This window comes from Chlorobaculum sp. MV4-Y, from assembly GCF_025244685.1.
In the GTDB taxonomy this organism is placed as follows: domain Bacteria; phylum Bacteroidota; class Chlorobiia; order Chlorobiales; family Chlorobiaceae; genus Chlorobaculum.
Genome location: NZ_CP104202.1, coordinates 1359452 through 1385814 on the forward strand (window position 1 = coordinate 1359452; position 26363 = coordinate 1385814).

Annotated in this window: 23 protein-coding genes, 2 tRNA genes and 2 pseudogenes; 4 read left to right on the forward strand and 23 right to left on the reverse strand. The window is 55.9% G+C overall.

What is annotated here, in order from left to right; translation table 11 throughout:
• Positions 1-52: 52 nt before the first annotated feature.
• The 18 genes and pseudogenes from cybH to NY406_RS06675 all read right to left on the reverse strand — a co-directional run bounded on the left by cybH (position 53) and on the right by NY406_RS06675 (position 17708).
• Positions 53-739, reverse strand: coding sequence for a Ni/Fe-hydrogenase, b-type cytochrome subunit (gene cybH, locus NY406_RS06590; RefSeq protein WP_260533322.1), 687 nt, complete (start codon positions 737-739; stop codon positions 53-55).
• 12 nt (positions 740-751) lie between these two features.
• Positions 752-2469 (reverse strand): annotated as a pseudogene (locus NY406_RS06595) (nickel-dependent hydrogenase large subunit).
• Between the two features lie 18 nt (positions 2470-2487).
• Positions 2488-3559: pseudogene (locus NY406_RS06600) on the reverse strand (hydrogenase small subunit).
• A 253-nt stretch (positions 3560-3812) separates the two neighbouring features.
• A complete protein-coding gene (locus tag NY406_RS06605; protein WP_260533323.1) occupies positions 3813-5348 on the reverse strand; it encodes an NADH-quinone oxidoreductase subunit N in 1536 nt (511 codons plus the stop codon).
• 38 nt (positions 5349-5386) lie between these two features.
• Positions 5387-7024: a NuoM family protein gene (locus NY406_RS06610; RefSeq protein ID WP_260533324.1), complete on the reverse strand. Its 1638-nt coding sequence runs from the start codon at positions 7022-7024 to the stop codon at positions 5387-5389.
• 43 nt (positions 7025-7067) lie between these two features.
• Entirely contained in the window at positions 7068-9341 is a 2274-nt protein-coding gene (gene nuoL / locus NY406_RS06615) for an NADH-quinone oxidoreductase subunit L (RefSeq protein ID WP_260633763.1), read from the reverse strand.
• Positions 9342-9393: 52 nt separating this feature from the next.
• Complete coding sequence (gene nuoK / locus NY406_RS06620) at positions 9394-9717, reverse strand: NADH-quinone oxidoreductase subunit NuoK (RefSeq protein ID WP_260533325.1); 324 nt, start codon at positions 9715-9717, stop codon at positions 9394-9396.
• A gap of 9 nt (positions 9718-9726) precedes the next feature.
• Positions 9727-10248 carry an NADH-quinone oxidoreductase subunit J gene (locus tag NY406_RS06625; RefSeq protein WP_260533326.1) on the reverse strand — a complete coding sequence of 174 codons (522 nt, stop codon included), beginning with the start codon at positions 10246-10248 and terminating at the stop codon, positions 9727-9729.
• A 40-nt stretch (positions 10249-10288) separates the two neighbouring features.
• Positions 10289-10939, reverse strand: a complete 651-nt coding sequence (locus NY406_RS06630) for a 4Fe-4S binding protein (protein ID WP_260533327.1) — start codon at positions 10937-10939, stop codon at positions 10289-10291.
• Positions 10940-10993: 54 nt separating this feature from the next.
• Positions 10994-12073, reverse strand: a complete 1080-nt coding sequence (nuoH, locus tag NY406_RS06635; protein WP_260533328.1) for an NADH-quinone oxidoreductase subunit NuoH — start codon at positions 12071-12073, stop codon at positions 10994-10996.
• Between the two features lie 47 nt (positions 12074-12120).
• A complete protein-coding gene (locus NY406_RS06640) occupies positions 12121-13323 on the reverse strand; it encodes an NADH-quinone oxidoreductase subunit D (RefSeq protein ID WP_260533329.1) in 1203 nt (400 codons plus the stop codon).
• Positions 13324-13356: 33 nt separating this feature from the next.
• Positions 13357-13878 (reverse strand): NADH-quinone oxidoreductase subunit C, encoded by a 522-nt coding sequence (locus tag NY406_RS06645; protein WP_260533330.1) that lies wholly within the window; start codon positions 13876-13878, stop codon positions 13357-13359.
• A 28-nt stretch (positions 13879-13906) separates the two neighbouring features.
• On the reverse strand, positions 13907-14476 hold the full coding sequence (locus NY406_RS06650; protein ID WP_260533331.1) for an NADH-quinone oxidoreductase subunit B: 570 nt from the start codon (positions 14474-14476) through the stop codon (positions 13907-13909).
• 27 nt (positions 14477-14503) lie between these two features.
• Complete coding sequence (locus tag NY406_RS06655; RefSeq protein WP_260533332.1) at positions 14504-14935, reverse strand: NADH-quinone oxidoreductase subunit A; 432 nt, start codon at positions 14933-14935, stop codon at positions 14504-14506.
• 218 nt (positions 14936-15153) lie between these two features.
• The gene (locus tag NY406_RS06660; protein ID WP_260533333.1) at positions 15154-15366 is read right to left on the reverse strand and encodes a hypothetical protein; all 213 of its coding nucleotides are present in this window, start codon (positions 15364-15366) and stop codon (positions 15154-15156) included.
• A 93-nt stretch (positions 15367-15459) separates the two neighbouring features.
• Complete coding sequence (locus tag NY406_RS06665) at positions 15460-16047, reverse strand: tetratricopeptide repeat protein (protein WP_260533334.1); 588 nt, start codon at positions 16045-16047, stop codon at positions 15460-15462.
• 18 nt (positions 16048-16065) lie between these two features.
• Positions 16066-17133, reverse strand: a complete 1068-nt coding sequence (locus NY406_RS06670) for a ferrochelatase (RefSeq protein WP_260533335.1) — start codon at positions 17131-17133, stop codon at positions 16066-16068.
• Complete coding sequence (locus NY406_RS06675) at positions 17115-17708, reverse strand: phosphatase PAP2 family protein (protein WP_260533336.1); 594 nt, start codon at positions 17706-17708, stop codon at positions 17115-17117. Before NY406_RS06675 ends, NY406_RS06670 begins: the two co-directional genes overlap by 19 nt.
• A gap of 319 nt (positions 17709-18027) precedes the next feature.
• On the opposite strand from NY406_RS06675, the gene NY406_RS06680 reads away from it, so the two are divergent.
• The 4 genes from NY406_RS06680 (at position 18028) to NY406_RS06695 (ending at position 19830) form a co-directional block, all read left to right on the forward strand.
• Positions 18028-18109 (forward strand) — tRNA-Leu (locus tag NY406_RS06680).
• A gap of 26 nt (positions 18110-18135) precedes the next feature.
• Positions 18136-18219, forward strand: a tRNA-Leu gene (locus NY406_RS06685).
• Positions 18220-18360: 141 nt separating this feature from the next.
• Positions 18361-18885 (forward strand): HIT family protein, encoded by a 525-nt coding sequence (locus NY406_RS06690; RefSeq protein WP_260533337.1) that lies wholly within the window; start codon positions 18361-18363, stop codon positions 18883-18885.
• Between the two features lie 9 nt (positions 18886-18894).
• Positions 18895-19830, forward strand: a complete 936-nt coding sequence (locus NY406_RS06695; RefSeq protein ID WP_260533338.1) for a class I SAM-dependent methyltransferase — start codon at positions 18895-18897, stop codon at positions 19828-19830.
• 91 nt (positions 19831-19921) lie between these two features.
• On the opposite strand, the gene NY406_RS06700 is transcribed toward NY406_RS06695, so the two are convergent.
• The 5 genes from NY406_RS06700 to tpx all read right to left on the reverse strand — a co-directional run bounded on the left by NY406_RS06700 (position 19922) and on the right by tpx (position 26231).
• Positions 19922-21304 (reverse strand): TolC family protein, encoded by a 1383-nt coding sequence (locus NY406_RS06700; protein ID WP_260533339.1) that lies wholly within the window; start codon positions 21302-21304, stop codon positions 19922-19924.
• A 61-nt stretch (positions 21305-21365) separates the two neighbouring features.
• Complete coding sequence (locus NY406_RS06705) at positions 21366-22718, reverse strand: replication-associated recombination protein A (RefSeq protein WP_260533340.1); 1353 nt, start codon at positions 22716-22718, stop codon at positions 21366-21368.
• Positions 22715-23371: a riboflavin synthase gene (locus NY406_RS06710; protein ID WP_260533341.1), complete on the reverse strand. Its 657-nt coding sequence runs from the start codon at positions 23369-23371 to the stop codon at positions 22715-22717. The genes NY406_RS06705 and NY406_RS06710 overlap by 4 nt, the downstream gene beginning before the upstream one ends.
• A gap of 201 nt (positions 23372-23572) precedes the next feature.
• Positions 23573-25531, reverse strand: coding sequence for an alpha-amylase family glycosyl hydrolase (locus tag NY406_RS06715; protein WP_260533342.1), 1959 nt, complete (start codon positions 25529-25531; stop codon positions 23573-23575).
• 199 nt (positions 25532-25730) lie between these two features.
• A complete protein-coding gene (gene tpx, locus NY406_RS06720; RefSeq protein ID WP_260533343.1) occupies positions 25731-26231 on the reverse strand; it encodes a thiol peroxidase in 501 nt (166 codons plus the stop codon).
• Positions 26232-26363: the final 132 nt, after the last annotated feature.

Here is a 26363-nt window from a genome sequence, read left to right on the forward strand (position 1 = left end):
TTGTCAGTACCGCCCTGCTCTTCAATTCATAATTCAACATTCATCATTCTCATCACGCCGCCGCTTCATCTTCCACCTTGTGCTTGTAGCCAGTGATAATCGATGAGGTCACGCTGGTGCGATCCACAATGTCGTGACGGAAGACGGCGTACAGATGCACGATCACGTAGAACGGGAAAATCCAGGCGACGATATGGTGCGCGTAGTGCAGGTTGTAACTGCTGCCGAAGAGCGGCAGCACCCATCCAAACGCCGCGTCCATGAAGCTGCCAGGACGATTCTCGGCGTACATAGCCATGCCGGTCAGAATCATGAAAGTCGAACCGCAGAAAATGAAAATGAAATGTGACAGCGCCGCAACCGGGTTGTGTCCGACATAGTTCGGTTCATCCTTCCGCAAAAACAGATATGAGGCAACCTGCTCCTTGAAGGGCTTGCCCCACCATGCAGGAGACCACGGCCTGAATCCACCGAACTTTGCATATCGATCGTCCGAAAGCAACGCGTAGTACATCCTGTACAGAAAGTTGCCGGTAAACACAAAAGCAACGCAATAATGCACATAGCGCCACATCACGAAGTTGTGCTGCCAGACCGCTTCACCAAGCGGCGGATTGATCACCGGAGAGGCGATGTACAGGCCGGTAACCACCAACGCAACGATGCTGAACGCATTGACCCAGTGGTAAAGCCGAACCGGCAGACGCCAGACGTAGATTTCCTCGATTAATCTGCCCATGTCGTTCTCCGTTTAAACGATGGTTACCCTGGTGATTTCGTTGCCATTCATGTCATACAGATGGACGCACAGGCAAGACAGGGGTCAAACGAGTGTACCGTCCGCAGGATTTCGAGTGGTTTTGAAGGATCGGCCATCGGCGTACCTTTCAGGGCCGCTTCGTAGGCACCCGAGTTGCCTCGATTGTCCCTCGGCGAAGCGTTCCAGGTCGAAGGCACCACAATCTGGTACTCGTCGATCTTCTCGTCCTTTATCCTGATCCAGTGGCCAAGCGAGCCTCTCGGCGCTTCGGTATAGCCGAAGCCTTTGCACTCTTTTGGCCAGGTTGAGGGTTCCCAGCGTTCGCTGTTGAAGGTCTTGTAATCTCCCGCCTTGATGTTCGCCACGAGCTGGTCGTAGAAATGGCCCATAAATCCGGCGGTCTGCTTGCACTCGATGCCGCGCGCGGCGGTGCGCCCAAGCGTCGAGAAGAGCGCTTCGGGACCGACCTGAAGCTTGCCGAGCACCGCGCCGACCGTCTCCTTGATCATCGGGTCGCCTTTGGCGTAGGCCACCAGCACACGGGCGAGCGGGCCGACCTCCACCGGATGCTCCTTCCAGCGCGGCGTCTTGAGCCAACTGTACTGCTTGTCGGTATCGAGAAATTCGAATGGCGGCTTGGGGCCGGTGTAGTTCGGTTTGGTCTCCCCTTCCCACGGGTGGAGCCCCTTGTCGGAGCCTTTGGAGTAGGTGTACCAGCTGTGACCGACTTCCTCCTTGATCTGCGACATGTCGCGCGGATCAACGTCGATAACGGTGGACAAATCCTTGTTCAGGATGGCGCCTCGCGGCCAAAGCAGCGATTTAAAGTCGTTGAGATTCGTCTCCGGGAAGTCGCCATAGCTCATGAAGTTGCCGAGACCGCCGCCGTAGAGCCACTCCTTGTAGAACCCGGCGATGGCGATGAGGTCAGGAACATAGACCTGGTCGATGAAGGTCTGCGTATCGTCGATGATCTTCTTGATCATGTTGAGACGCTCGATGTTGATCGCCGTGTCGCTATTCGGGTCGATGGCGCAAGCCATGCCACCGACGACGTAGTTCGGATGGGGGTTCTTGCCGCCGAAAACAGTCTGGATCTTGACAATCTCCTTCTGGAAATCGAGCGCTTCGAGGTAGTGCGCCACAGCGATGAGGTTCACCTCCGGCGGCAGCTTGTAGGCCGGATGGCCCCAGTAGCCGTTCGAGAAGATGCCGAGCTGGCCGCTCTCGACGAAGGCCACGAGGCGCTGCTGCAAATCCTTGAAATAGCCGACCGACGATTTCGGCCAAGGCGAGATGCTCTGGGCGATAGCCGAGGCCTGGTTCGGATCTGCCTTGAGCGCACTGACCACATCGACCTAGTCGAGCGCGTGCAGGTGGTAGAAATGCACGAGGTGATCCTGCGTCTGCTGCGTGGCGTTCATCAGGTTCCGGATGATACGCGCGTTCGGCGGAATCTCGATGCCAAGAGCATCTTCGACGCAGCGCACCGATGCGAGGGCATGCACCGTCGTACAGACGCCACAGATACGCTCGGCAAAAGCCCATGCATCGCGTGGATCGCGCCCCTTGAGGATCACCTCGATGCCGCGCCACATGGTGCCGGTGCTATACGCCTCCTCGATGACATTGGCATCGTTCATTTTCGCCTCTATTCTCAGATGCCCCTCGATACGGGGAATCGGATCGACAACTATTTTCTTGGCCATGCCTTGAACTCCCTTGATTTACTGTTCTTGCTCTTTGTCGTGCTGCTTCTTCTTCACTGCGGTGAGCGCTGCATGAGCCGCTGCGCCGGCCGCTGCCGCGCCGACTGCCACAATGCCGATCTTGTCAGCGGTGGTATCCGTGCCGAGAAACGACACGTCAGCCAGCCTCGTGTAGAATGGACCCTTGTCCCAGAATCCCGGTTCGGAGCAGCCGATACAGGGGTGCCCTGAACCGATGGGAAAGCTCGTGCTTTCGTTCCACTGAATCTTCGAGCAGGAATTGTAAGTGGTCGGGCCTTTGCATCCCATTTTGTAGAGGCACCAGCCCTTCCGGGTGGACTCTTCGTCAAATCCGCGCACGAACATACCAGCATCGTAAAAGGCACGGCGATAGCACTTGTCGTGAATTCTGGTGGAGTAGAACGCTTTCGGCCGCCCCATTTTGTCAAGCTCCGGAAGCTTGCCAAAGGTATGCACATGAGTGATCACGCCGGTCATCACCTCGGCAATGGGCGGGCAACCCGGCACCTTGACGATCGGTTTGTCTTTGATGATCTTGTCAATCGGCTGCGCTCCGGTAGGATTGGGATCGGCATTCTGCACGCAGCCAAACGAGGCGCAGGCGCCCCAGGCGATCACCGCAGCAGCACCGGCTGCGGTCTCCTTGAGCACATTCAGGAACGAGTCCCCCCCCCAACCATGCAATACACACCATCATCCTTCGTGGGCACGTTTCCCTCGACGGCGAGAATGTACTGACCTTTGCAATCCTTCATGATCTTCTTCCTGACCTCTTCAAGCTGATGACCTGCTGCGGCGCTGAGCGTGTCGTCGTAGTCGAGTGAGATCATGTTCATGATGACATCGGCGGCGATGGGATGGGAGGAGCGGATGAAGGATTCGGTGCAGCAGGTACATTCGAGACCGTGAAGCCAGATGACAGGCATGCGGGGCTTGGTCTCCATGGCGTGAACGACCTTGGGAACTAACGATGGCGCAAGACCGAGGTAAGAGAACAAAACTTCAGAAAATCTCTCCGGGAAAGACCGCGAGACTGAAACACCTCCGCAAATGTTTGCTTGGTGGGCATGTACACCTCCGTGAATGTTAATGATAGTTCACGATATCCGGGAAAAAGAGGCTTTAGCCTGCGCCTTTCCTCGTGTACCGGCTGAGCATCACCTCAATATCAGCAAATATAATTAACGATCGTTATTCATAAAACCAGGAACCTGATAGAAATTTATTAATCATTCCATCATCATCAAATAAAAAAAACCCCGGTGATCAGTCAAATTCACCGGGCTTTCTAAGGCTTTAAAAGGCAACGTATGTCAAATAATTCAGTTCAGGAATGCTCCGAAAATAGCCGCTGAATATTTCGCATAGTTGGCGATCGGCTGGAAGAACAGGCCGAACCACAGTGTCAGAATCATCAGCGAGGCGGTAACAAGCTTCGCGCCCATACCAGTCTCGATCACGCTATCCTCAGCAGTATTCGACTCCCTCAGATACATGTTGAGCGGAATCAGCATGTAGTAATAGAGCGAAATGACGCTGGTCAGAATGCCGATGAGAGCAAGCCACATGAATAGGCTGCCTTTGGCGAGCAGCGCCGAGAAGATCATCAGCTTGCCGATGAAGCCGAAGGTCGGCGGCAGACCAACAAGCGAGATGAGGAACACCGTCAGGGCCGCGCCGAGCAACGGCATCCTTTTGCCGAGACCTTTGTAGTCATCAAGGTTCTCGCTGCCAGTACGGTTGGCGATAAGAATCACCACATAGAAAGCGCCATAGTTCATCAGGAGATAGGCAGCAAGATAGACAAGAACAGCCTGTGTGCCGAGCTGATCCATGGTGATAATACCGAGCAGCAGATAACCGGCATGAGCGATCGACGAGTAGGCGAGCAAACGCTTGACGTTCTTCTGCCAGATAGCCACGACGTTACCGTAGATCATCGAAGCCGCAGATACCAGCATCAGGATCGAAAGCCAGTCGATGTGCAGCGCACTGACGTACATATCGAAGCCGTGAGGCACAGCCACGAAAAAGAAACGCATAAGCATGGCGAAACCGGCAGCCTTTGAGGCAACCGAAAGATAGGCGGTCACCGGAGTAGGTGCGCCCTCGTAAACGTCGGGACTCCAGAAGTGGAACGGCACTGCACCCATCTTGTAGCCAAAACCCGCCATGATGAGCAGCACGGCAAGAATCATCACGAGCTGATCGTATCCGTGCGCAGCCAGCACCATGCTGATCCGGATAATGTTGGTTTCGGCGGTCATGCCGTAGATCAGGGAGAAGCCGTACAAGAGCATGCCCGACGACACCGCGCCGTACACCAGATACTTAAGGGCGGCTTCCGACGAGCGGGGTTCGCGCTTGAGGTAGCCGGTCATCGCATAGGCTGAAAGACTGACAAGCTCCATGGCAAGGAACATCATCAACAGGTCGGTCGAAGAAGCCATCATCATCATGCCGACAACCATGGCGACCAAGAGAGCGTAGTACTCTCCCATACCCGACTCGTGCTTTTTGAGCTGGCCGTCGATCACGGTGGTCAGCACGGCGAGAATGCCCGATGCCACGAAAAAGTACTTGAAAAAGATCCCGAACCGGTCAAGTGCGTACATGCCGAAAAAGAACTGCGTATCCGGCATCGCCTGCTGCTTGAAAATAAAATAGACACTGCCGAGCAAACCGGCGATGGTAGCCGTGGCAAGTAATCCGCGATTCTTTTTACCTGTAACGAGATCAAGTAATATCAGCACCATGAAGAGCACTGACAGATAAATTTCAGGTATAAAATATCCGGCACCGCCCTTGAGGGTCGAGATGATGCTCTGTATTTCAGCGCCTGATGGCATTTCGAACATATTTCTCCAACGTTTATGCTTTTAAACGGAACACCAAATCAATGCACGGCCGACATGGCAACCGGAGCGAGAACCTGAACAAGTTTGTTGATGCTGGTCGTAATGAGACCCATAACCGGCATCGGATAGATACCAAGCGCGATGACGATGACAGCGAGCGGCACGAGCATGGTCAGCTCCCGGGCGTCGAGATCGAGCTTGCCTTTCCAGTCGTGGAAGTGGATGTGCTCGTGGCCATGCGCATCGATTTCGAGATCGTACAGGGCATCAGGCTTGCGCTTGCCGAGGAACATGCGCTGCAGCGACCAGAGCAGGTAGGCCGCGCCGAAGACGATACCGAGCACTGAAACCATAGCGATCGGACGGGTAACCGGAGCGCTGAATGCGCCGACGAACACGAGCGCCTCCGAGATGAAGCCGCTGAGGCCAGGCAAGCCGAGAGAGGCGAACCATGCAACGATGACGATACCGGTATAGACCGGCATGTAGGAAGCCAGCCCGCCGAACTTCTCGATCTGACGGGAGTGCGCACGGTCGTAGATCACGCCGACCAGAAGGAAGAGCATGGCGGTGATGGTGCCGTGGTTGAACATCTGGTAGAGCGCGCCAATCATGCCTTCGCTGTTGGCTGCGGCCAAACCGAGCAGAACATAGCCCATGTGGCTGATGGACGAGTAGGCAACCATCTTCTTCAGATCCTGCTGGGCCAGAGCGCAGAACGCACCATAAATGATGTTGATCGCGCCGAACACGCCGATAACATAGAGGCCAGCCTGATATACTTCAGGGAAGAGCGGGAAGTTGATTCTCATCATGCCGTAGGTACCGAGCTTCAGCAGAACACCGGCCAGAATGACCGAAATAGGAGTCGGAGCCTCGACGTGAGCGTCAGGCAACCAGGTGTGGAAGGGGAACATCGGAACCTTGATAGCGAAACCGACGAAGAGCACAATAAAGGCGACATATCTCCAGGTGACGCTGTCAGGGCCAAGAATCGATCCCTTGATATAGTTGGCCTGATCGGCCATGGCGACAAGGCTGAAAGTGTGATGGCCGGTCAGCGGATCGGTGACACTGAAGTAGAGACCAATCATGACCAGCAGCATGAACACCGAACCGAACAGGGTGTAGAGGAAGAACTTGATGGCTGCATACTCACGGTTCGGGCCACCCCAGATACCGATGAGGAAGTACATCGGCAGAAGCATCAATTCCCAGAACACGTAGAAAAGGAAGAAATCAAGCGCCACGAAGCAACCCATCATGGCCGTGCTGAGCAGGTTGTAAAGGATGAAGTAGCCCTTGACCTGCTTCTGGATCGGCCAGCTCGAAAGCACGCCGATAATTGAAATCAGGGCGGTCAGAAGCACCATCGTGATCGAAAGGCCGTCAACACCGAGGAAGTACTCGATATTCAGGGGACCGAACGAGCCGAGGTCAAGCGAAATCCACGGAATCCGTTCGATCATCTGGAATGAACCGACAGGCGATCCGCCGGGTGCGGCTACGATACCCGCCATGGTCGGGTCGTATTGGCGCCAGATGAGGACGGCGAGCACACCCTGGCCGAGAGCGCCAAGAAGCGAGACGATCCTGATGATCTGCTTCTGCGACGAGGGCACAGCCAAAATTATGAGTCCGGCAATGATCGGCAGAAATACAATTAAGCTCAGCATGTTCAGTACCTGTTATGTTCGGAGAGTAAATTAAATCGTTCGATTATTTCACGAGGTGCGCAAAGTAGAAGGCGAACCAGCCCAAAACAGCCACAACCACCATGACCAGATAGGTCTGCACCTTTCCTGTCTGGATCTTTCTAAAAACGGCGCCAGTTGTCTGGACGGTGAAGGCTGTGAAATTGACCAGCCCATCAACCACATATTTGTCAACGCTGCCATTGAAGAAAGCGAACTTCCTGAAGAAAGTCGCCACGCCGTTGACGATACCATCAACGATATTGGCATCGAACCAGGCGAGAATCTTCGAGATCAGCATGGAACCCTTGATAATGGTCGCGTCGTAAATCTCGTCCCAGTACCACTTGTTGAACGAGTAGAGGTAGAGCGGACGAATGGCCTGCGCGGTCTTTTCAGGATCGATGACCCTGAAAACATAGACGATCAGGGCCATGCCGATACCGATAACCAGCATCAGCGATGAAAGCTTGATCGCGTTATAGTGATTGGCGTGTGTCATGTGCGCGATCTCGGCCTGACGGGGATCGTTATACACCGGCCCATGCCCCCCTGCCTCGTGCGAGGCAGCCTCCGCATGAGCGGCAGGCGCTGCTTCGACATGCTGGGTGTCGGTGTGAGCCTCTGCGAGCAGTTTACCAGCTTCCGGCACATGCAGAGTCGCGCCTTCGTGCGCGGACCCGGTCGATACGACGACCGTCGCAGGCGTCTGAACCAGATGCATGAACCATCCCTTGCCACCATCGAGCGGATCGGGCGAGAAAACGATAAAGACTGAAAGCGTGGCAAGAACAACCAGTGGAAGTCTCATGTTCCAGGAAACCTCGTGAACCTCATGATGACCATGATCATCGTGACCGTGAGCATCATGACCATGCGCAGCGTGAGCGTCGTGACCATGCTCCTCGGCAGGTTTGAGGTGCGTGCGGCTCTCGCCGAAAAAGACCAGCCAGACCTGGCGACCCATGTAGAAAGCGGTCATCACCGCAGCGGCAAAGCCAAACACAGGAACGAGATAGAAAATCCCGCCGCCTTCGACCTGAGCGAAACCAAGCGCACCGGCGAGAATGGCATCCTTCGAGAGAAAACCGCTGGTAAGCGGAAGACCGGCGAGAGCAAGCGTCGCGATGCTGAACGTGACGAACGTCCAGGGCATTTTTTTATAGAGACCACCCATCCAGCGCATATCCTGCTCATGATGCATGGCGTGAATGATCGCGCCAGAGCCAAGGAAGAGGCAAGCCTTGAAGAAAGCGTGCGTCAAAAGATGGAAAAGCGCGGCGGAGTATGAGCCGACACCAAGGCCAAGCACCATGTAGCCGAGCTGGGAAACTGTCGAGTAGGCCAGCACGCGCTTGATGTCGTGCTGCGTAATGGCGATGGTCGCCGCCATGAAAGCGGTGAAGGCGCCGATGAATGCGATCACGTGCAGCGCATCCGGAGTCAGCATCACAAAGATGCGGGCGACGAAATAGACGCCGGCGGCGACCATCGTCGCTGCGTGGATAAGCGCGGACACTGGCGTCGGGCCTTCCATAGCGTCAGGAAGCCAGACATGCAACGGAAACTGAGCCGATTTGCCGACGCAGCCCATAAAGAGCAGCACGCCAGCAGCGGTCAACCAGGCCTGCGACATGTGGAAATCGCCATTTTTGATATGGGCGAAAATCTCCTGGTAACCGAAGGTATGGAACTGCGAATAGAGAATCAGGATACCGAGCCACATGCCGATGTCACCGACGCGGTTGGTAAGAAAGGCTTTCTTCTGTGCGTCGGCGGCGCTGTCCTTGTGGAAGTAGAAACCGATCAGAAGATATGATGACAGACCGACAAGCTCCCAGAACATGTAGATCGAGAAGAGATTGTCAGAAAGCACAATACCGAACATCGAAAAGGTAAAGATGCCAAGGTAGGCAAAAAAGCGTCCGTAATAGGTCTCCCCCTTCATATACCCGGTCGAGTAGAGATGCACCAGGAAGCTGATGAGCGAAACCATCGCCAGCATGATCGCCGTCAGGTTATCAATCACAATACCCATTTTGACCTGCAGCGGTCCGACGCCGGGCACATTGCCAAAATCAAGCCAGGTGAAATCCCACGCGAGCCTGAACGCCGGATCGTAATGCTGAACGATCACAGTCCAGAAGATATACAGCGCTATAGCCAGAGTCGTGCCAAGCAGACCGACGCCAACAAAATCACCACCACGCGGGAGCCTGCGATTGAAAAATATCAGCACCACAAACGAGAGCAGCGGCAGTAGCAGAACGGCGATGGATAACTGGATTAAACTGTGCATCATGTTTCGTTTTACAAAGAATTTGCAGCTATAAGTGTTTTACCGTTGCGGATCACTCCTTCATGGTGTCCACGCTGGATACATCGACCGTCTTGAAGGTCTTGAAAATATTGATCACGATTGCCAGCGCGATGGCAGCTTCGGCGGCAGCCAGCACAATCACGAAAAGGCTGAACATCACGCCCTCCATGCCGCCGTTGTATTTGGAAAATGTCAGGAAATTGATGTTGGCCGCGTTCAGGATCAGCTCAACGCCCATCAGAATCACGATGGCGTTCTTGCGGGTCATGACGGCAAACATGCCCAGACCGAAAAGAATGACTGAAATCGTCAGAAAATGGTTGACGCCGATCGACAGTAACTGTTCCGTTAGCATGAAGACTCCTTAATGTTCTTTTTTGTTTGCCTTGTCGTAGCGGGCCAGGTACGCCGCACCAAGCAGGGCGACCAGCAGCACGATGGAGACCATTTCAAACGGCAGCATGTAGCGCGACATGGTTTCGAGTCCAATGCTCTCGACAACGCTACCATTGAGCTGCACCGGTCCCGGCATCCAGTTCCCGGTCGTATAAAAGGTGAAGAGCATGCCGACAATCAGGAGCAGCGTCAGAAGGATGCCTGGCACGACGTTCAGCACGTCAGCCTTCAGCTCTGTTGACATGATGGTATTGGTGAACATGACACCGAAAAGCAGCAGCACTAGAATGCCGCCGACATAGACAACAACCTGGGTCACGGCGATGAAGTCCGCGCTCAGAAAAACATAGAGGGCCGCCACACCGAAAAAGGTGAAGAGCAGTGAGAATGCCGAGTAGATGACATTTTTCGAAAAGACCACAAACGCCGCCGAGAGTACCGTAACGGCTGCGAAGATGTAGAAGATGATGGCGATGGTCAGTTGATTCATGGTTATCTGCACTTGTTGGTAATCGATTCCTGCCAGAAGCCTATTCGGCTCCACCCGGTTGCTGTTGTGGAGCTGCTTTCGGCGCAGGTTTTGCCGCCGGAGCGCCACCTGCTGCAGCTTTCTCCTTTGCCGCCTGAGCCTGCTGTTCGGCAAGCTTTTTCCTTTTGGCTTCGGCCTCGATCTTTGAAAGGTTGCCGAAGTGATACATCATGTTTTTCACGTCGAACTCAGAGAAATCGGCCACAGCAGTGTGATAGAGACAGTCGGTCGGGCAGACGCTCTGGCAGATACCGCAGGTCATGCACTTGGCGGTATCGATATCAAACACCGGCACCCACATTCTCTTCTGCTGGCCGCCGGAGGTCTTGCCACAAGCTTCCAGATCATCGTTGGTCGTCTTGATAGTCTCAATGGTGATGCACTCAACCGGGCAGGCGCGCTCGCACTGGCGGCAACCGATGCAGTCATTGATATTGCAATACAGCCGGTAGCGACCGCGCGGTGGAGTCGGAATCGCCTCCTTAGGATACTGCAAGGTGCACAGACCGTCAACCTGACCAAAATAGTCGGCATCATCAATACCCGCATCGCCCTTGCGCTTGACCGCATTGAAGAAGTGCTTGAGGGTGATGCCCATGCCGGTCGCGATGGTCGTCGCACTGGTCTTTATATTGCTGAAGTACTCATTCATAGTTTGTTGTTCGTCTTTCTTGCCTTTGTATTCTCTCTTGAGCCAGCCTCACGATTAATGGTTGATCACCCAGATAGCTGTCAGCACAAATGAAACCAGGGAGAACGGCGTCAACACCTTCCAGCAGAGATACATGAGCTGATCGACCCTGAGCCTGGGAAGCGTCCAGCGAAGCCACATCTGCACAAAGATGAAGAAGAATCCTTTCATGATGATCCAGAAGGCGCCCCAGACCGGGCCGCTGGTCATGGTGTTCAGTTCAAGGCTGCCGATGTTCGGTAGCGGCGAAGTCCAGCCGCCAAGGAACGCGATGGAGATGATCGCCGACACCATGAACATGCTGCCGTACTCGGCCAGGAAGATCACGGCGAACTTCATGCCGCTGTACTCGGTGAAGTAACCGGCGACAAGCTCGGATTCAGCTTCAGGAATATCAAACGGTGCGCGGTTGGTCTCGGCAAGCGAGGAGATAAAGTAGATCAGGAAAGGCAGCCAGGCGATCGGATTGGTGAAGAGGAACCAGTGCATGAAGCCGCCGGGGCCAGCCTGCATCATGGTGATCTGCTGCATACTCAGCGTACCGGCCAGCATGGCGGCGCAGAGCAGCGCGATGGAAGCCGGAATTTCATAGCTGACAATCTGGGCAACGCTTCGAACCGCGCCGTAGAGTGCCCATTTGTTGTTGGAACCCCAGCCGGCAGCGAGGATACCGACAACCTCAATAGCCACGATACCGACAGCGTAGAACAGACCAACATTCAGATCTGCGCCGATGAAGGCCGGGCCAAAAGGCAAAACGGCAAAGGCAAGGAACGAGCCAACAAACAGGATGCCGGGTCCAATCACGAAAAGGAATTTGTCGGCCACGGTCGGCACGATATCCTCTTTCTGGAGAAGCTTCAGAATATCGGCAAGCGTCTGCAGAATACCCCAGAAACCAACCTCCATAGGGCCAAGCCTGTCCTGCATGAAAGCTGAAATCTTGCGCTCGCCATACACACCGTAGGTCAGCGCGTAGAGTGCGATGAACACGAGCGGAATAGCCGCAACGATAACCAGCCCGAGCGGAAACCAGCCGATGGAGAAGCCTGAAAGGGCGTCGGACCAGGTATTGAGAGATGGTGATGAACTCATATCAACAGGCGAACCTTCTTGAAATAAAAGTGTTGTCTTAAAAACGGTCAGCGGTCAACTTCACCCAGCACGATATCGATGCTGCCAATGATGGCCACCAGATCGGGAATCAACTGTCCCTTCGAGAGATCCTTCATCGCTGACAGGTTGACGAAGCACGACGAACGGGCCTTGCAACGCAGCGGGCTGGTCGATTTTCCATCGCTGACGATGTAGTAGCCAAGCTCTCCGCGCGGATTCTCGGCACGGCCATAGACTTCACCTGCCTTGGGCCTGATCTTCTTGGGAATAAGCGCCCGCGAGTTGAAGTTCGGCTCTTCCGGCATTTTGTCGAGACATTGCTCGATGATATTGAGACTCTCCTCCATTTCAAGCGCGCGAACAAGGTGGCGCGAGAGGCAATCACCAACGACAGAGAATTTGCCGTCCGGAACCGGGACATCGAAATCGAGTTCTGGATAGACCGAATAGGGATCGTTGCGGCGCAAATCCCACTTGACGCCGGAACCACGCAGCATCGGGCCGCTCCAACCATAGTTGATGGCTACGTCAGCAGGCATGATGCCAATGTCATAGGTGCGCTTGACGAAAATCTCGTTCTCGGTCAGCAGCTGGTACAGCTCCTTCGCTTTGGGTTTGAAGTAGGCGACGAACTCGGCAACGCGCTTCTTGAAGTCGGCTGGCGCGTCGTAGGCCAGCCCGCCGATCCATATATAATTATAGAGCATACGCGCGCCGGATATCCATTCGAGCAAGCTCATGATGTGCTCGCGGTCACGGAAGCAGAAAAGGAACGGCGTGAAAGCGCCAAGGTCGATGGCGTAGGTGCCGATGGCCACCAGGTGCGAAGCAATCCTGTTCAGCTCGGCGACGATGACGCGGATGAATTCGACGCGGCGGGGAATTTCGATGTCGAGCAGCTTCTCGACGGTGATGCAGTAAGCCAACTCGTTGTTCATGGCAGCGAGATAGTCCATCCTGTCGGTGTAGGGCACAATGGCGGGATAGTCAATCTTTTCGCAATACTTCTCGAAGCAGCGGTGAAGATAGCCGAGATAGGGTTCGGCCTCGACGACCACTTCGCCGTCGGTGATGCATTCGAGACGAAGCACACCGTGCGTTGACGGGTGCTGCGGACCCATGCTGAGCACCATGTACTCGATATCGAGATCCTTTTCGATAATGACGCGCTTGTCATCCTGACGGATGATCCTGGTGGAGTTCGTTTCAGCTTTACCTAATTCCTGCATGACTCGGGAAATGCTTGTTTACGGGTTATGGCGTCAGTACGGGACCTTGATGCCGTGATAGGTCTCCTGAACCTGGTAATCCTTGCGAAGCGGAAAACCGGTCCAGTCTTCCGGACAAAGGATCCTTCGCAGGTCGGGGTGCCCCTCGAAGACCATGCCGTACATATCGTAGGCTTCGCGTTCGTGCCAGTTAGCGGAGTGCCACACGCACGATACCGACGGAATTGAGCCGCCATCGCGCGAACACTTGACCTTGACGGCGATTTTGTGGGTGTATTTGCCGATGCACTCGAAATTACAGACGATGCCAAGCTTCTCTTCTTCGGGATAGTCCACGCCCGACAGGCAGGCAAGGTAGTTGAACTGAAGGAGAGAGTTGTCGCGCATGTAAAGCGCGATGTCCACCCACCTGCTGACATCGAGCACCTCGAAGAACGGCATGGTCGGATTGGCGTCGAACTCCGATATCGCATCGCCAAATCGCTCCTTTATATTATCATATGCGGCTTTGCTCTGCTGCACCGCTGGCGACATTTGGTTTGCTGCTTCTTCCATTCCCTTGACTCTTGATAGATAATAGTGGTTATGCCGTAGCCGACTTACGAACCTGGTCGATCACCTGCTGCGGATCAACACTCTTTTCGGCAAGCTTCTTCAGGGCATCCTGGCGAGAAATACCAAGTCCCTCCATCCGGATCAGCTCCTGGATTTTCATCAGACCGCCGATCAGCGCCTCGGGACGCGGAGGACAGCCGGGAACGTACACATCGACCGGGATGATACGATCAACACCCTTGAGCACATGGTAACCATGATTCCAGTAGGGACCGCCGCAGTTCGAGCAGCTTCCCATCGACAGCACATAGCGCGGTTCGGGCATCTGTTCGTAAAGCGTCACCACCCTTTCGGCCATCTTCATGGTGACCGTTCCGGCCACAATCATGAGGTCGGACTGGCGGGGCGAGGAGCGCGGAAAAATACCGAAACGTTCGAGATCGTAGTTCGAAGCGTTGGTGGCCATCATCTCGATAGCGCAGCAGGCCAGACCGAAACCCATCGGCCAAAGGGAAGAGAGGCGAGCCCAGTTCATCACATTGTCAACCGAAGTCACCAGCACGTTGCGGTTCGATATTCTGGCGTCAAGCAAACCCATAGCGTAAAATCGATGATGATTGAAAGATTATCCGTTCGCTTTTCTGGAGTGACGAGCAGGCATCTCCGGCATTTTCGGGATATTCGGAGTCGGGCGAACCCAGTCAAGGTCCCCCTTGACCCAGGCATAGACCAGTCCGAGTACAAGAATACCAGCAAAAATCAGCACTTCGACCAGCGCGAAAGTACCAAGCTGTTTGAAAACAGTAGCCCAAGGATAGAGGAAGACGACTTCAACGTCGAAGATGATAAAGATGAGGGCAACGACATAAAAGCGGATATTGAACTTGACCCAGGCGCTACCGACAGCAGCCTCACCGCACTCATAGGTGGAGTTCTTTTCAGGGTTGGGTCTGCTCGGCCTGAGCATTCTCGCCGTCAGGTAACCACCCACGACGAACACAATACCGAGTACGAGAAACACGAATACGGTACCGAAACCGCTTAACGTCTGATCCATGTTCTGTTGTTTGACTTTATTGGTAAAGGGAGTAACAAGCTCCCTTTTCTCTGAAAGGCTTGAAGGGCCTCTAAATTAGGTGCCGCCAATATAAAAAAAGTTTTCTCAATCTTCAGATAAAAAGCTGATTTTTTTCAGGGCAGACCGAATATTGTAGAACCCTCCTGATCCGAAATTTTTAAAACAAAGAATATAAAGAAATGACTTTTATCAAAAAATCAACCAGTCTTGCCAAATATTTTTAACACAACCATTTTGAACAGCCGGATCAGCGCAACCATAGCCAACAGTGTAGCAACAACGAGAATGGCAACATTCACCTGCCATACGCCGATGACTCGCTCCATCGCAGGCCCAAAAAAGGCCGCCAGAACCATCCAGATTATGGGCGTCCAGACAACCCCCAGAACGACCGGAAGCCCCCCTTTCATGAAATTCTTTTTTTGTCTTCGTCCGGAAACAGTTTCATCGCAATCTGATTGTTTTGAGTGAGATTCAAGACTCTGCCAGATTATTACTATACATCACGGCAGCAGCTCGGCAATCTGGGCAGCCACGTCCGGCTCGATCTCCCTGAGCACCTCGTACTCGGCTCGAAGACCGCGCATGTCTCCCCGCGACATATAGTACATGGCCAGCTTGCAGTGCACCTCGACATTGCCGGGCTGAAGCTCGTGCGCCCTGTCGAGCGCTTCGAGCGCCTTTTCGTGCTCACCGAGATCCATGTGGACGTCGGCCAGCACGCACCACGCCTCCACGAAACGGGGGTCTCGGCGCAGCGCATCTTCGAGCACCTTGATGGCCGTTTCTTCCTTGCCCATGGTCAGCAGAACGAAACCGAGATGCCGGTACGCTTCAAGGTTCGACCGGTCGAGTGCAACCGTGAACGCAAGGTCAGTACCCGCGCGCCGGTACTCCCCGTTTGAGAGCAACGCCACCGCGCGCGCATAGCGCACCTTCGCGTCGCGCGACACCGGGCCGGCAAGCTCGTCGAGTATCGAAATCGCCTGGCCGTATTCCTGATTCTCGATACAATCAAGCGCCTGCCGGTACTTCAACTCGTGCTCTGGTGACGTTTTGCTCATCTCCTGACCGGATATATTAGTATTCATGCTCTGCTGTTGTTTTGTTCATTTCCTTGACGCGCCATCGCCGAAAACCTCGCGCTGGACGTCGAGCACCTCGATCTCGTCAACGATCCTCGACGCCAGCCATCCGGCGAACGCCGGTGAATCGTTGACGCAGGGGACATAGTGCTTCCGGGAGGCGGAAGAACGGTCGAGCAGCTTTTTGGCTTCGTAATCGGTCTCGCTGTTGTCGGCAAAATAGCCGAAAGGAAACATCGCCACCGAGCTGAATCCTTCTCGGGCAAACTCGTCGAGCGCCAGTTCGACGGTTTCGGTCGTCCACTCTCCCCCTCTGCTGTGGTTCAGGCATCCAATCTTCACATCCTGAAACACATTGCGGGGATCGGCCATGATTTTTTCTTTCATCAGCCGGAAAAACGCCATCGTCTCGTCGAGGCCGGTAAAAACGGAGGGCTTTTCGCCCTTGCGGTTTTTGACGATGGTGCCGTGAATGACCAGCACAAGTCCTTGCTTCTCCGTCCGTCCCGCCCCGCTCCACGCCGCCGGAATCGACGCGAAGAGGTGATCGAGATAAAGACGATGCAGTTCCTCGTCCTTCCAGAGACCGCGCACCACTCTCACCAGGCCAAGATGATTTTCACCAAAGTGATCGATCACCATCTGGCACGCCGGCCCACACGAAAAGGCAGACTCGACCGGAATCATCGGCACCACGACGATGCCATCTGAACGGCCCCGAAAACGGTCGAGCACCTCTTCGAGGTAAGGCGGCACGAAATAGTAGGCGTCAGCGACATCGATCTGGTCACCCTGTCCGCCAAATCGCGGATCGCGCCGAAGCGCCGCCTCAACGCCAAGCGCCTGGCTGCGATTGATCTCTACGAGGCGGGAGCGGTAGCGGTGCAATTTCCAGTCGAGGTAGTGCCTGGCCGAACGGTAATCGGCAATCATGTAGATCAGCAGCCTGGGAAGCTTGACGATCTTGCGGGTGATAACAAAGAGAATCTTCCGCGAACTTGGCCAGAGTTCGCGCACTGAAAGCTTTTCGACCTCCCCGTATGTCACTAGCACCACGCTGTAACGCCGTTTACTCACAGTGCAAGCCACCATTTGAATTCACCGTACGTCAAGAGAAAACCGATGAGGCTGCCAACAAGCGTCTGCATAAAGTTATGCGCCTTGAGATACATGCGCGACCACATCAGGAGCGGTACGAAACAGAGCAGCACAAGCGCGGGCAGCCCGAAAGAGAGTACGAGAAGCGCAATCGAGGAGGTAAGAGAAAAGAGATGGATGCTGATTTTCCACTGAAGCGTAACCAGCAGAATGAAGACCGTGTTGACTGCGTTGAAAAGCAGAATCGCGGAGAGAAAGCGCGGAGCGTCGAGCTGCTTCATCAGTTCGTACCCAATCAGGTTCACGGCCACCAGCACCAGCAGCGGCAGGAATCGCTGTTCCCGGAAACTGATATTGTAATCGGAGACCCGACCAATCTTCTTGAGTCCGTAAATCAGAAACATCGGCACAATGGTGGCCGAAAGGAACAGCACCAGAAACCAGTCGAGATGACTTGATTTAGCCGAATAACGATACAGAACGATAAGCAGATAGACTGCCGGGGCCACAACGACAGGACTGATGATCCATGAGACCAGAGAGGCGAACCGGCGAGTATCGAGCTGCATTGAAAACAAAACCAGGCAAAATGACGGTGAATAATCCAGATGGCGCACTTCAGGCAGTAATAAAGATAATCCTTTCCCTGAGAAACCGAAAACAAGAGAACGCTGAAGCGAACCCGCTCCTGCCTCGGCCAAGCATTGATTCGCAGATTCACTTTCTCGAAATCGCTATCTAAAACCAGGCAAATCCGTTTTGGTAGCGATCTCGATTTTGGTTGGAACCGCATCCAAAAGGATTTTTCCGCTCATCGGGACAAAATCGGGAAAATTCGATCAAAATCTTTATAATATCGGGAAACCACGTATATTAGCGCTTCATTGAGCGAGAGTGGTGAAATTGGTATACACGCTAGTCTTAGGAACTAGTGCCGTGAGGCGTAAGGGTTCGAGTCCCTTCTCTCGCACTGTTCATTTGTTCATTGGATCTCATGCCAAAGTGGCGGAACTGGTAGACGCGCTGGACTCAAAATCCAGTGGGCGCAAGCTCGTGTGGGTTCGAGTCCCACCTTTGGTACACGGCATTCGATTCTCTTGAATGCCTCCCTTTTTCCCTCCATCAGGGCACTCCTGAAAACTCTGATAGTCGTTAGTATCCCGGATTTCCGGGGCAAACGCAGCAACTGGATAGCGCACAACAGATCAGCAGAAATTTCCTATGCAAAGAATGTACTCTCCGTGGCGCGACGTTTACATGCAGTCGTTCAAGGAAGAAAAACCCTTCACTCCGGAGGAGGGTAAATCGGTGTTCGCCGACATTCCGCCCGAACAGGACGAGGAGCGCTACGTGCTCTACCGCGGCGAATACTGCTTCGCCATCCTGAACCTCTACCCGTACAATTGCGGCCATCTCATGGTCATCCCCTACCTTCAAACTCCCGAATTCGGTGATCTGGACGAGAAAACGATGGTCGAAATTTTCAACCTGTCCAACCTCTGCATGGAGGCGCTGAAGATGACCATAAAGCCACACGGCTTCAACTTCGGCGCAAACCTCGGCAGAGTTGCGGGCGGCAGCATCGACGAGCACATCCACTTCCACATTGTGCCCCGCTGGGAAGGCGACACCAACTTCATGCCGGTGCTCGGCGAAACCAAGGTGCTCAGCAACGACCTGCGCCAGACCTACATCCAGCTCCGCGAGGCGATCAAGAAGCTTCAGAGCAAACAAAAAAAGCCATAGTTCCGGAAGATGGAAACCGTCCCCTGCCCAATCACCGGAAGCAGGGAATTCAAACCCCTCCTGCAAGCACCCGACCGCTTCGACCTGTGCGGCAAGTCGTGGCAGCTTGCGCAATCGACGGAATCCGGCCTCGTGATGCTCAATCCCCGACCTGACCCGAACGAAGTAGCAGCACACTACCCAGCCGAAGCCTACGATCCTTTTCTGTATGATGGAAATGCCCGCACCCTGCGCGATCGCGCTTACCTTTTCGCTGCGTCGCTTCTGCTTGGTCGAAAAGCGCAAATCGTGATGAAAGGATTCGGCAAACCGGCGGAGTCGGCAAAGGTGCTCGAAGTCGGCTGCTCGACCGGACGCCTGCTCCTGCGGATTCACCGCGATTTCGGCGTGCCGCCGGAAAATCTCCGAGGCGTTGAACTCGACTCGCAGGCGGCGGCCAGCGCGAGAAGCGCCGGTCTCGAAGTGTCCGAATCTGACCTGAGCAATGCGAATTTCGACGACCGCCGCTTCGACCGCATCGTCTTCTGGCACGCCCTTGAACACCTGCACCACATCGGCGAAGCGCTCGACCGCGCCCGAAAATTGCTCGCGGAGGAGGGCCAGCTCGTCATAGCCCTGCCGAACATCGAGAGCCGCGACGCCCACCGCTACGGCCCGAACTGGATCGCTCTCGACGCCCCTCGCCACCTCTACCACTTCTCCCCCGACACGCTCGGCAAGCTGCTCGAAAAGCACGGTCTGTCGATTCTCGATATCAGCAGATGGCTCCCCGACACGCTCTACAACGTCTGGTACAGCGAAAAGCTGGATCGCGAGATTAACGGACGAAGGTTCGGCATCGGCGGGATTGTGCGATCATGCATACGCGCTGCCGAATCGCTCGCGGTGGGACGCGATCCGCGACAAGCATCAAGCATGGTGATTCGGGCGGTGATGATGAAATGAAATTTCTATGCTCTTCTGGATACATTCTGACGCAGAAAGGGCGAACACACAGGTCCGCCCCTACAATTCAATCATGCATCACTACCATCTCTCACATCTTCGAGTCCACAGGCTCGATCCTCCCCAGCGCCTTCTCTAGCTCCGCCGAAGCAACGAGGTAGTCGTACACCGCTTGCAGGTAGTTGGTTTTGGCGGTGTCGAGCTGCAACTCGGCATCGGTGAGTTCGAGTCTCGAACCGATGCCTTCGCGCAGGCGGAGCATGGTGATTTTGTAGCTGCGCTCGGCGACGGTGATGGTTTTCAACTGCACGTCGATGCGTTTGCGGGCTTCGACGACGTTGGAGAGGCGCACCTCGACGTCCGCCCTGACCTGCGATTTCAGATCCTCGAAGCGAGTGCGGGTCTGCAATCGCTCGATTTTTGCTTGCTGAATCCTCGCGCTCGTGGCAAAGCCGGAGAAGATCGGCACCGAAAGCTGCAAACCCGCCGTCGATGAAACCGGCCAGCGCGTCGCGTCGAGCGGGATATTGTCGTTGAACTGCGTCTGCGCTTCGAGCTGCCCAAAAGCGCTCAGCACCGGCAGCCCCTCGGAGCGGGCGGCCATCACCTTCGCGTTCTCGGCTTCGGCCTGAAGCGCGAGGCTCCGCACGTCCGGGCGCTTGTCGAGCGCCTCGCTGTACGCCGCCGCAATGCTTTTCGGCAGCTCCAACGGCCGGAACGTCAGCGTGCTCGTCAGCGTCAGCGGCCTCTCCTGATCGACGCCCATGATCCGCTTCAGATTGGTGGCCGCGATGGCCTCGTTATTCTGTGCTCGGATCAGCTCTGGCCTGAGATTCTCGACCGAGAGCCACGCCTTGAGGGTATCGATGTCGGCGGCGACGCCCTGCCGGAAGAGGGCATTCGTGTCCTTGCGAGCATCCTCCCAGCGGGCGATGCTCTGCTCGACCAACTTGCGCTTTTCGGTGGCGATCAGAACGTCGTAATAGGCGCGTCGGATCGAGGTGACTACTTCGGAATTGGTCTGGCGAAAAGACTGGTCACTGATCTGGCGCACCAGCCCGGAAGCCTTGATTCCCGCGAAAGCCGAGAGTTTGAAGATGTTCTGGCTGAGATTGAGCGCCGCGACCGAGGAGTTGTCCGAACTGATCTCAATTGCTTGCGTACCTCCCGTGCCACCGAAAATGCTCGACGGCAGAAACAGCACCGACGGCTTCAGCGATCGGGTGTAAGTCAGGCTTGCAGAAAGATGCGGCAGCACTTCAGCCCACGACTCCCGAACCTTCTCTCCTGCCATCCGCCTGTCCAGCCCCGCAATCTCCAGCTCCCGGTTATGCTGCTCCCCGATCCGCACAGCATCGTCAAGGCTGATAACCAGCGCCTGCTTCCCGGACGGCTCCGGCGCGTCCGCTGCGTGGACGGGGATAGAGCACACGAAAAAGAGAACGAGCAGTGCGATAATTCTGTGCAGGGTCATAGCTGAATCCTGTTTATTGAAAGGTGCTGCAAAATATAGCACCGCCTCCGGCGTGATACAATCAATCCCCGTACCGATCTTTCCACAACCCCTCCAGCCGTTCGCGGATGAACTTTTCGCGGCCTTCGCCGGTGGGGCGGTAGTAGGCTTTTGGCTCCATCTGTTCGGGAAAGTAGTGCTCTTCGACGAAGTGGCCGGGGTAGCTGTGCGGGTAGCGGTAGCCTTCGCCGTAGCCGATCTCTTTCATCAGGTCGGTCGGAGCGTTGCGCAGGTAGAGCGGCGGCACGGCGGAGGCAGCTCCCTTTTTGACGTCCGACAGCGCAGCACCGATCCCCTCGTAGCTCGCGTTCGACTTCGGGCACGAGGCCAGGTAGGTCGCCCCCTGCGCGAGGTTGATGCGCGCTTCGGGCAGGCCGATCAGCTCGACGGCGTGAAACACCGAGACGGCGAGCGTCAGCGCGTAGGGATCGGCGTTGCCGATGTCCTCGCTGGCGAAAATCACCATGCGGCGGGCGATAAACTTCGGGTCTTCGCCGCCGTCGATCATCTTCGCCATCCAGAAGAGCGCCGCGTCGGGGTCGGAGCCGCGCATCGACTTGATGAAGGCCGACACCGTGTCGTAGTGCGCCTCGCCGCCCTTATCATAGGCCGGAGCGCGGTGCTGGAGCGCCTGTTTGAGCAGTTTGCGGTCGATCACCACCGGCGCGGTTCCGCGCGGCACGAGCGGCAGGGCGGCTTCGAGCGCATTGAGCGCCTTGCGCGCGTCACCAGCGGCGTAGGCGAGCAAAAACTCCATGTCGCAAACCTCGATTCCGGCAGCGAAAAGCACCGGATCGTCAGCGATGGCGCGTTCGATCACCTGCCGTACCTCGGCCTCACTGAGCGGTTGAAGAATGTATACCTGCATCCTGCTGAGCAGCGCCCGGTTGACCTCGAACGACGGGTTTTCGGTGGTCGCGCCGATGAGCACGATCAGGCCCTGCTCGATGGCGTGGAGCAGCGTGTCCTGCTGCGCCTTGTTGAAGCGGTGAATTTCGTCGATGAAAAGCAGCGTCTGGCGCCCCTCGATACGGCGCGTCTTGTCGGCAGTGTCGAGCACCCGGCGCACATCCTTGACCCCCGCGTCGGTGGCGGAGAGCTGCTCGAAACGGTAGTTCAGCGACCCGGCACAGATTTCGGCGAGCGTGGTCTTGCCGGAGCCAGGAGGTCCCCAAAAGATCATGGAGGGAATCCGGCCCTCTTCGATATAGCGCCGGATCGGCCCCTCCGCGCCGACGAGGTGCTCCTGGCCGAACAGCTCGTCGATGTGGCGCGGGCGCACCCGTTCGGCAAGTGGCTGGTAAAGCTTCACTGAGTCCCGCTTGCCGGATGGAAGTCCGAACAGGTCGGGCTGATCTGGCGCTTCGATCTTCATGCGAACCCCTGGCCGCTCAGCCACGATTCGGTGATGCGGCTCGGCTCCTGCGACGGCGCGGCAGCCGTTTTCTGCCGGGCAACGTACTTGCCGAGAATGTCGAATTCGAGGTTCACCTGGCTGCCGTTGCCGAGGCCGGTAATGGTCGTGTGGCCGAAGGTGTAGGGAATGATCGCCACCGTGAACAGCCCCGGCTCGACCGAAGCTACCGTGAGGCTCACGCCGTCGATGGCGATGGAACCGGCAGAGATGATCCACTGGTCGAAGCGCGTATCGAACGCCACTGAAATCATTCGGCTGCCGCCCACCTCCTCGATACGCGTCACGCGCCCGACGCCATCGACGTGGCCCAGCACGAAGTGGCCGCCGAGGCGATCCATCGGGCGCACAGCCCGTTCGAGATTGACCGGCGTGCCCGGGCGGAACGAGCCAAGCGTGGTCTTTTTGAGGGTCTCGGCCACCGTATCGACCTCGAACCACCCCGGCCCCACCGCCACCGCCGTCTGGCAAGCACCATTGACGCTCACGCTCTCATCAATCCCGAGATCACCGAACTCCGCCTGCGAAGTGTAGCGCACCTTCAGCCGCATCCCACTCCCCTGCCACGCGGTACTCTCGACCGTTCCCACATCCTTGACGATTCCTGTGAACATATTTTTATTACGATCCTTGATAATAAAGTGATGATACTTCGACAATCCTTAATGAATCGCGGGTGTTCCAATCCGCTGCTCAATACTCTTGAATGGTAGACAAGAATGTCAGTTCTCCTTTGGAATAGTAATAAAAAAGGCGGGGCGGGAAAAACTCCAGACTCCGCCACGTTGCATGATCAGCCTGGCAAACACCGCATCTCAGCGATAGATGACAAAGCCGCCCGGTGGCACGGTGATCTTCACCGCCGAGCCACAGATCGGCGCGACCTCCGCTTCTTCACCCTCCTGCTCCGGCGATGACGAAAAAGCGCAACGCATTGTCTTGCCGGGCGGGTTGAGCTGGTGATCGACCACCACCCACACCGTCAACTCTTTTTCGAGGCTCGTGTTGATGGCACACAGGCACTCCGTCTCGGCGAAAATGCGCGACCAGGCGACCACCCAGCGCATCTGGCCATTCACCGGCTGGGGATAGAAGAAATCGCCCTCGCTGCCCGTCGCCGACACCTGCCGCAGATACTGCCGTCCCCGGCGCAGGGCTATTTCGCCTTTGCGGAACTCCGCCAGCCTGCCCACGAAGCGGTACACCTCGTGTTCTTCGTTGAAGAAGTGGCGGCCCGTGCTTTGCAGCGATCCGAACGGCCCGCCGAACATGCACTCGCGCAGGAACACGTCGCCCCACGAGCGGTCGCCCGTGCGCGGATCGGCGCCGTTGAACGCCTGTTCGGTGCCGTAGTAGATGCAACTGATGCCCTCTGTGGCGAGGTTCAGCCCCAGCGCGGCTTTCAGCAGTTTCCAGCTTTCGGGCGAGTCGCCGCAGAAGCGGTATTTGCGCTGCTCGCCCACCTGGTCGTGGTCATCAATCATGGTGACGATGTGCTTCGAGTACCACTGATGGCTGTTCTTGCCGTCGAGCAGACTGTTACAGAAGAGGTCGAAATACCCCTCCTGCTCGCCGGTTTCGGGGTTGCCCGGACTGCGCCACCCCTTGGCGAGGAATTCGAGCTTGTCGGGCAGGTCGCCGATGCCGAGCGCCGCGTCGAGGCCGGTCACATCGAGAATCTGCATCGCGTAGGAGCGCCCGCCGGTGATTTCGCCGATGATCGGGAAGTTCTCCTTGCCGAGCGTCTGCGCGAACTCGTGGATCCCCAAGGCAAAGTAGCGCACCGCGCCCGGCTCCATGTGCTTGACCGTGTCGAGCCGGAAACCGTCGATGTCAGCATACGCTATCCAGAAGCGATAAACCTTGATAAGGTGATCGAGCGTCGTCGAGGGGCAAAACAGACTGATCCGCCGTTCGAGGTCCCAGCTTTGCGCTGGATCGTCCAGCGCCCAGCCGTGATCGATGTCCTTGAGCGAGCAGAAGTCCCCTTCGAGAAACTCAGGAAAAGCGTCCCAGTTGCGGATTTCGCCCTTCATCGTCCAGGTCACCTCGCTCTGGAACTCGACCGGCCAGATCGCCGCATCCATCGTGATGCCCGAATGGGCTTCCTGGCCACCGCCGAATGGAATCGAACCAGAATCGCCCTGATTCAGCCGGTAGCCCTTGACCGGCCACTGCCGCCCTTCGTAATAAAAATACGGCTGATTGTCCTGATAGCTGAACACGTCACCGGCATGATTGAGAATGATGTCAAGGATCACCCGGATACCGCACTGGTGCGCTTCGGCCACGAACTCGCGAAGCTCTTCGCGCGTGCCGAAGTGCGGATCGACATCGAGAAAGTTCTGGATGCCGTAGCCGTGATAGGAGTCACCGCCCGTCACCTGCTTGAATACCGGGCTGACCCAGATGGCCGTCACGCCAAGTCGCTTCAGGTAGCCGAGTTTGTCGCGCATCCCGGCAATCGTGCCGCCGCACCAACCCCGGCCCGCCTCGAACCACTGCTGCCACTCGGCGTTGTTCGCGTCGGTCTCGATGCGAAACAGCGGGGTCGTACGCGTCTCGCCCGCAACGACCGGATTTCCGCTGACATCGTTGAAGCCGCCATGCTCCCTGCCATCCGAAAAACGGTCGAGTATGAGGAAGTACAGCACCTCATCCTCCCAGGTGGATGGAGATGAATAGTAAGTTTTGCCTGCGGTCAGTTCAGTGAGCTGAATCTCTGCAAGGCTGCGTTCAACCGGCGATAATGCTGGAGAATCGGGATGTGGCATGGATTTGGGGGTTGCGTTATGAGTGAGGAACGCGAAAAACCAAGAGGAAACAATGTGAGAAAAAGATACGAAGTACAGACGTAATACCAGTCAAATCACGGGCGAGATACTGTGGCTGAAATGAAAAATCGGGAAGAAAAACAGAAGCCATGCGGTCACGCGACGACATGGCTTCATAGAGGAAAATGTCAGCAGACAATCAGGCGAGCGCAGCCAGAGCCTTGTCGTAATCCGGCTCCTGCACGATCTCGGGCACCTGCTCAACGTAAAGCACCTTGCCGGAAGCATCGGCAACGATCACCGCGCGGGAGAGCAACCCTTTCAACGGACCATCGGTAATGGTCAGGCCATAATTCTGGCCGAACTCGGGCGAACGGAACACCGACAGGGAAACGACATTTTCGAGCCCCTCAGTCGTACAGAAGCGCCCCTGAGCAAACGGAAGATCGGCGGAAATGCAGAGCACGACAGCATCGCCCCGCTCACCGGCCTCTTTGTTGAAACGCCTCACCGAAGCCGCGCAGACAGCCGTGTCAAGACTCGGAAAGATATTCAGCACGAGCTTCTTGCCAGCAAAATCGGCAGGCGAAACCTCTGAAAGATCGCTTTTTACAAGGGTAAATGCTGGAAGCTGACTGCCGACAGCCGGAAGCTCACCTGCGGTGTGAATGAAATTTCCCTTGAGCGTAATGGTTGCCATAATAAGTCAATGGTTGAGGTTAGATGAAGATTTCAGAAGCAGTTGCACCATAAACCGGAAGCGATGGCGTTCCGTTCCTTGAGAAAAAACAAACAGGATGGAAGAGGAAGATTCGCTTCTCCGTCCCCCTTT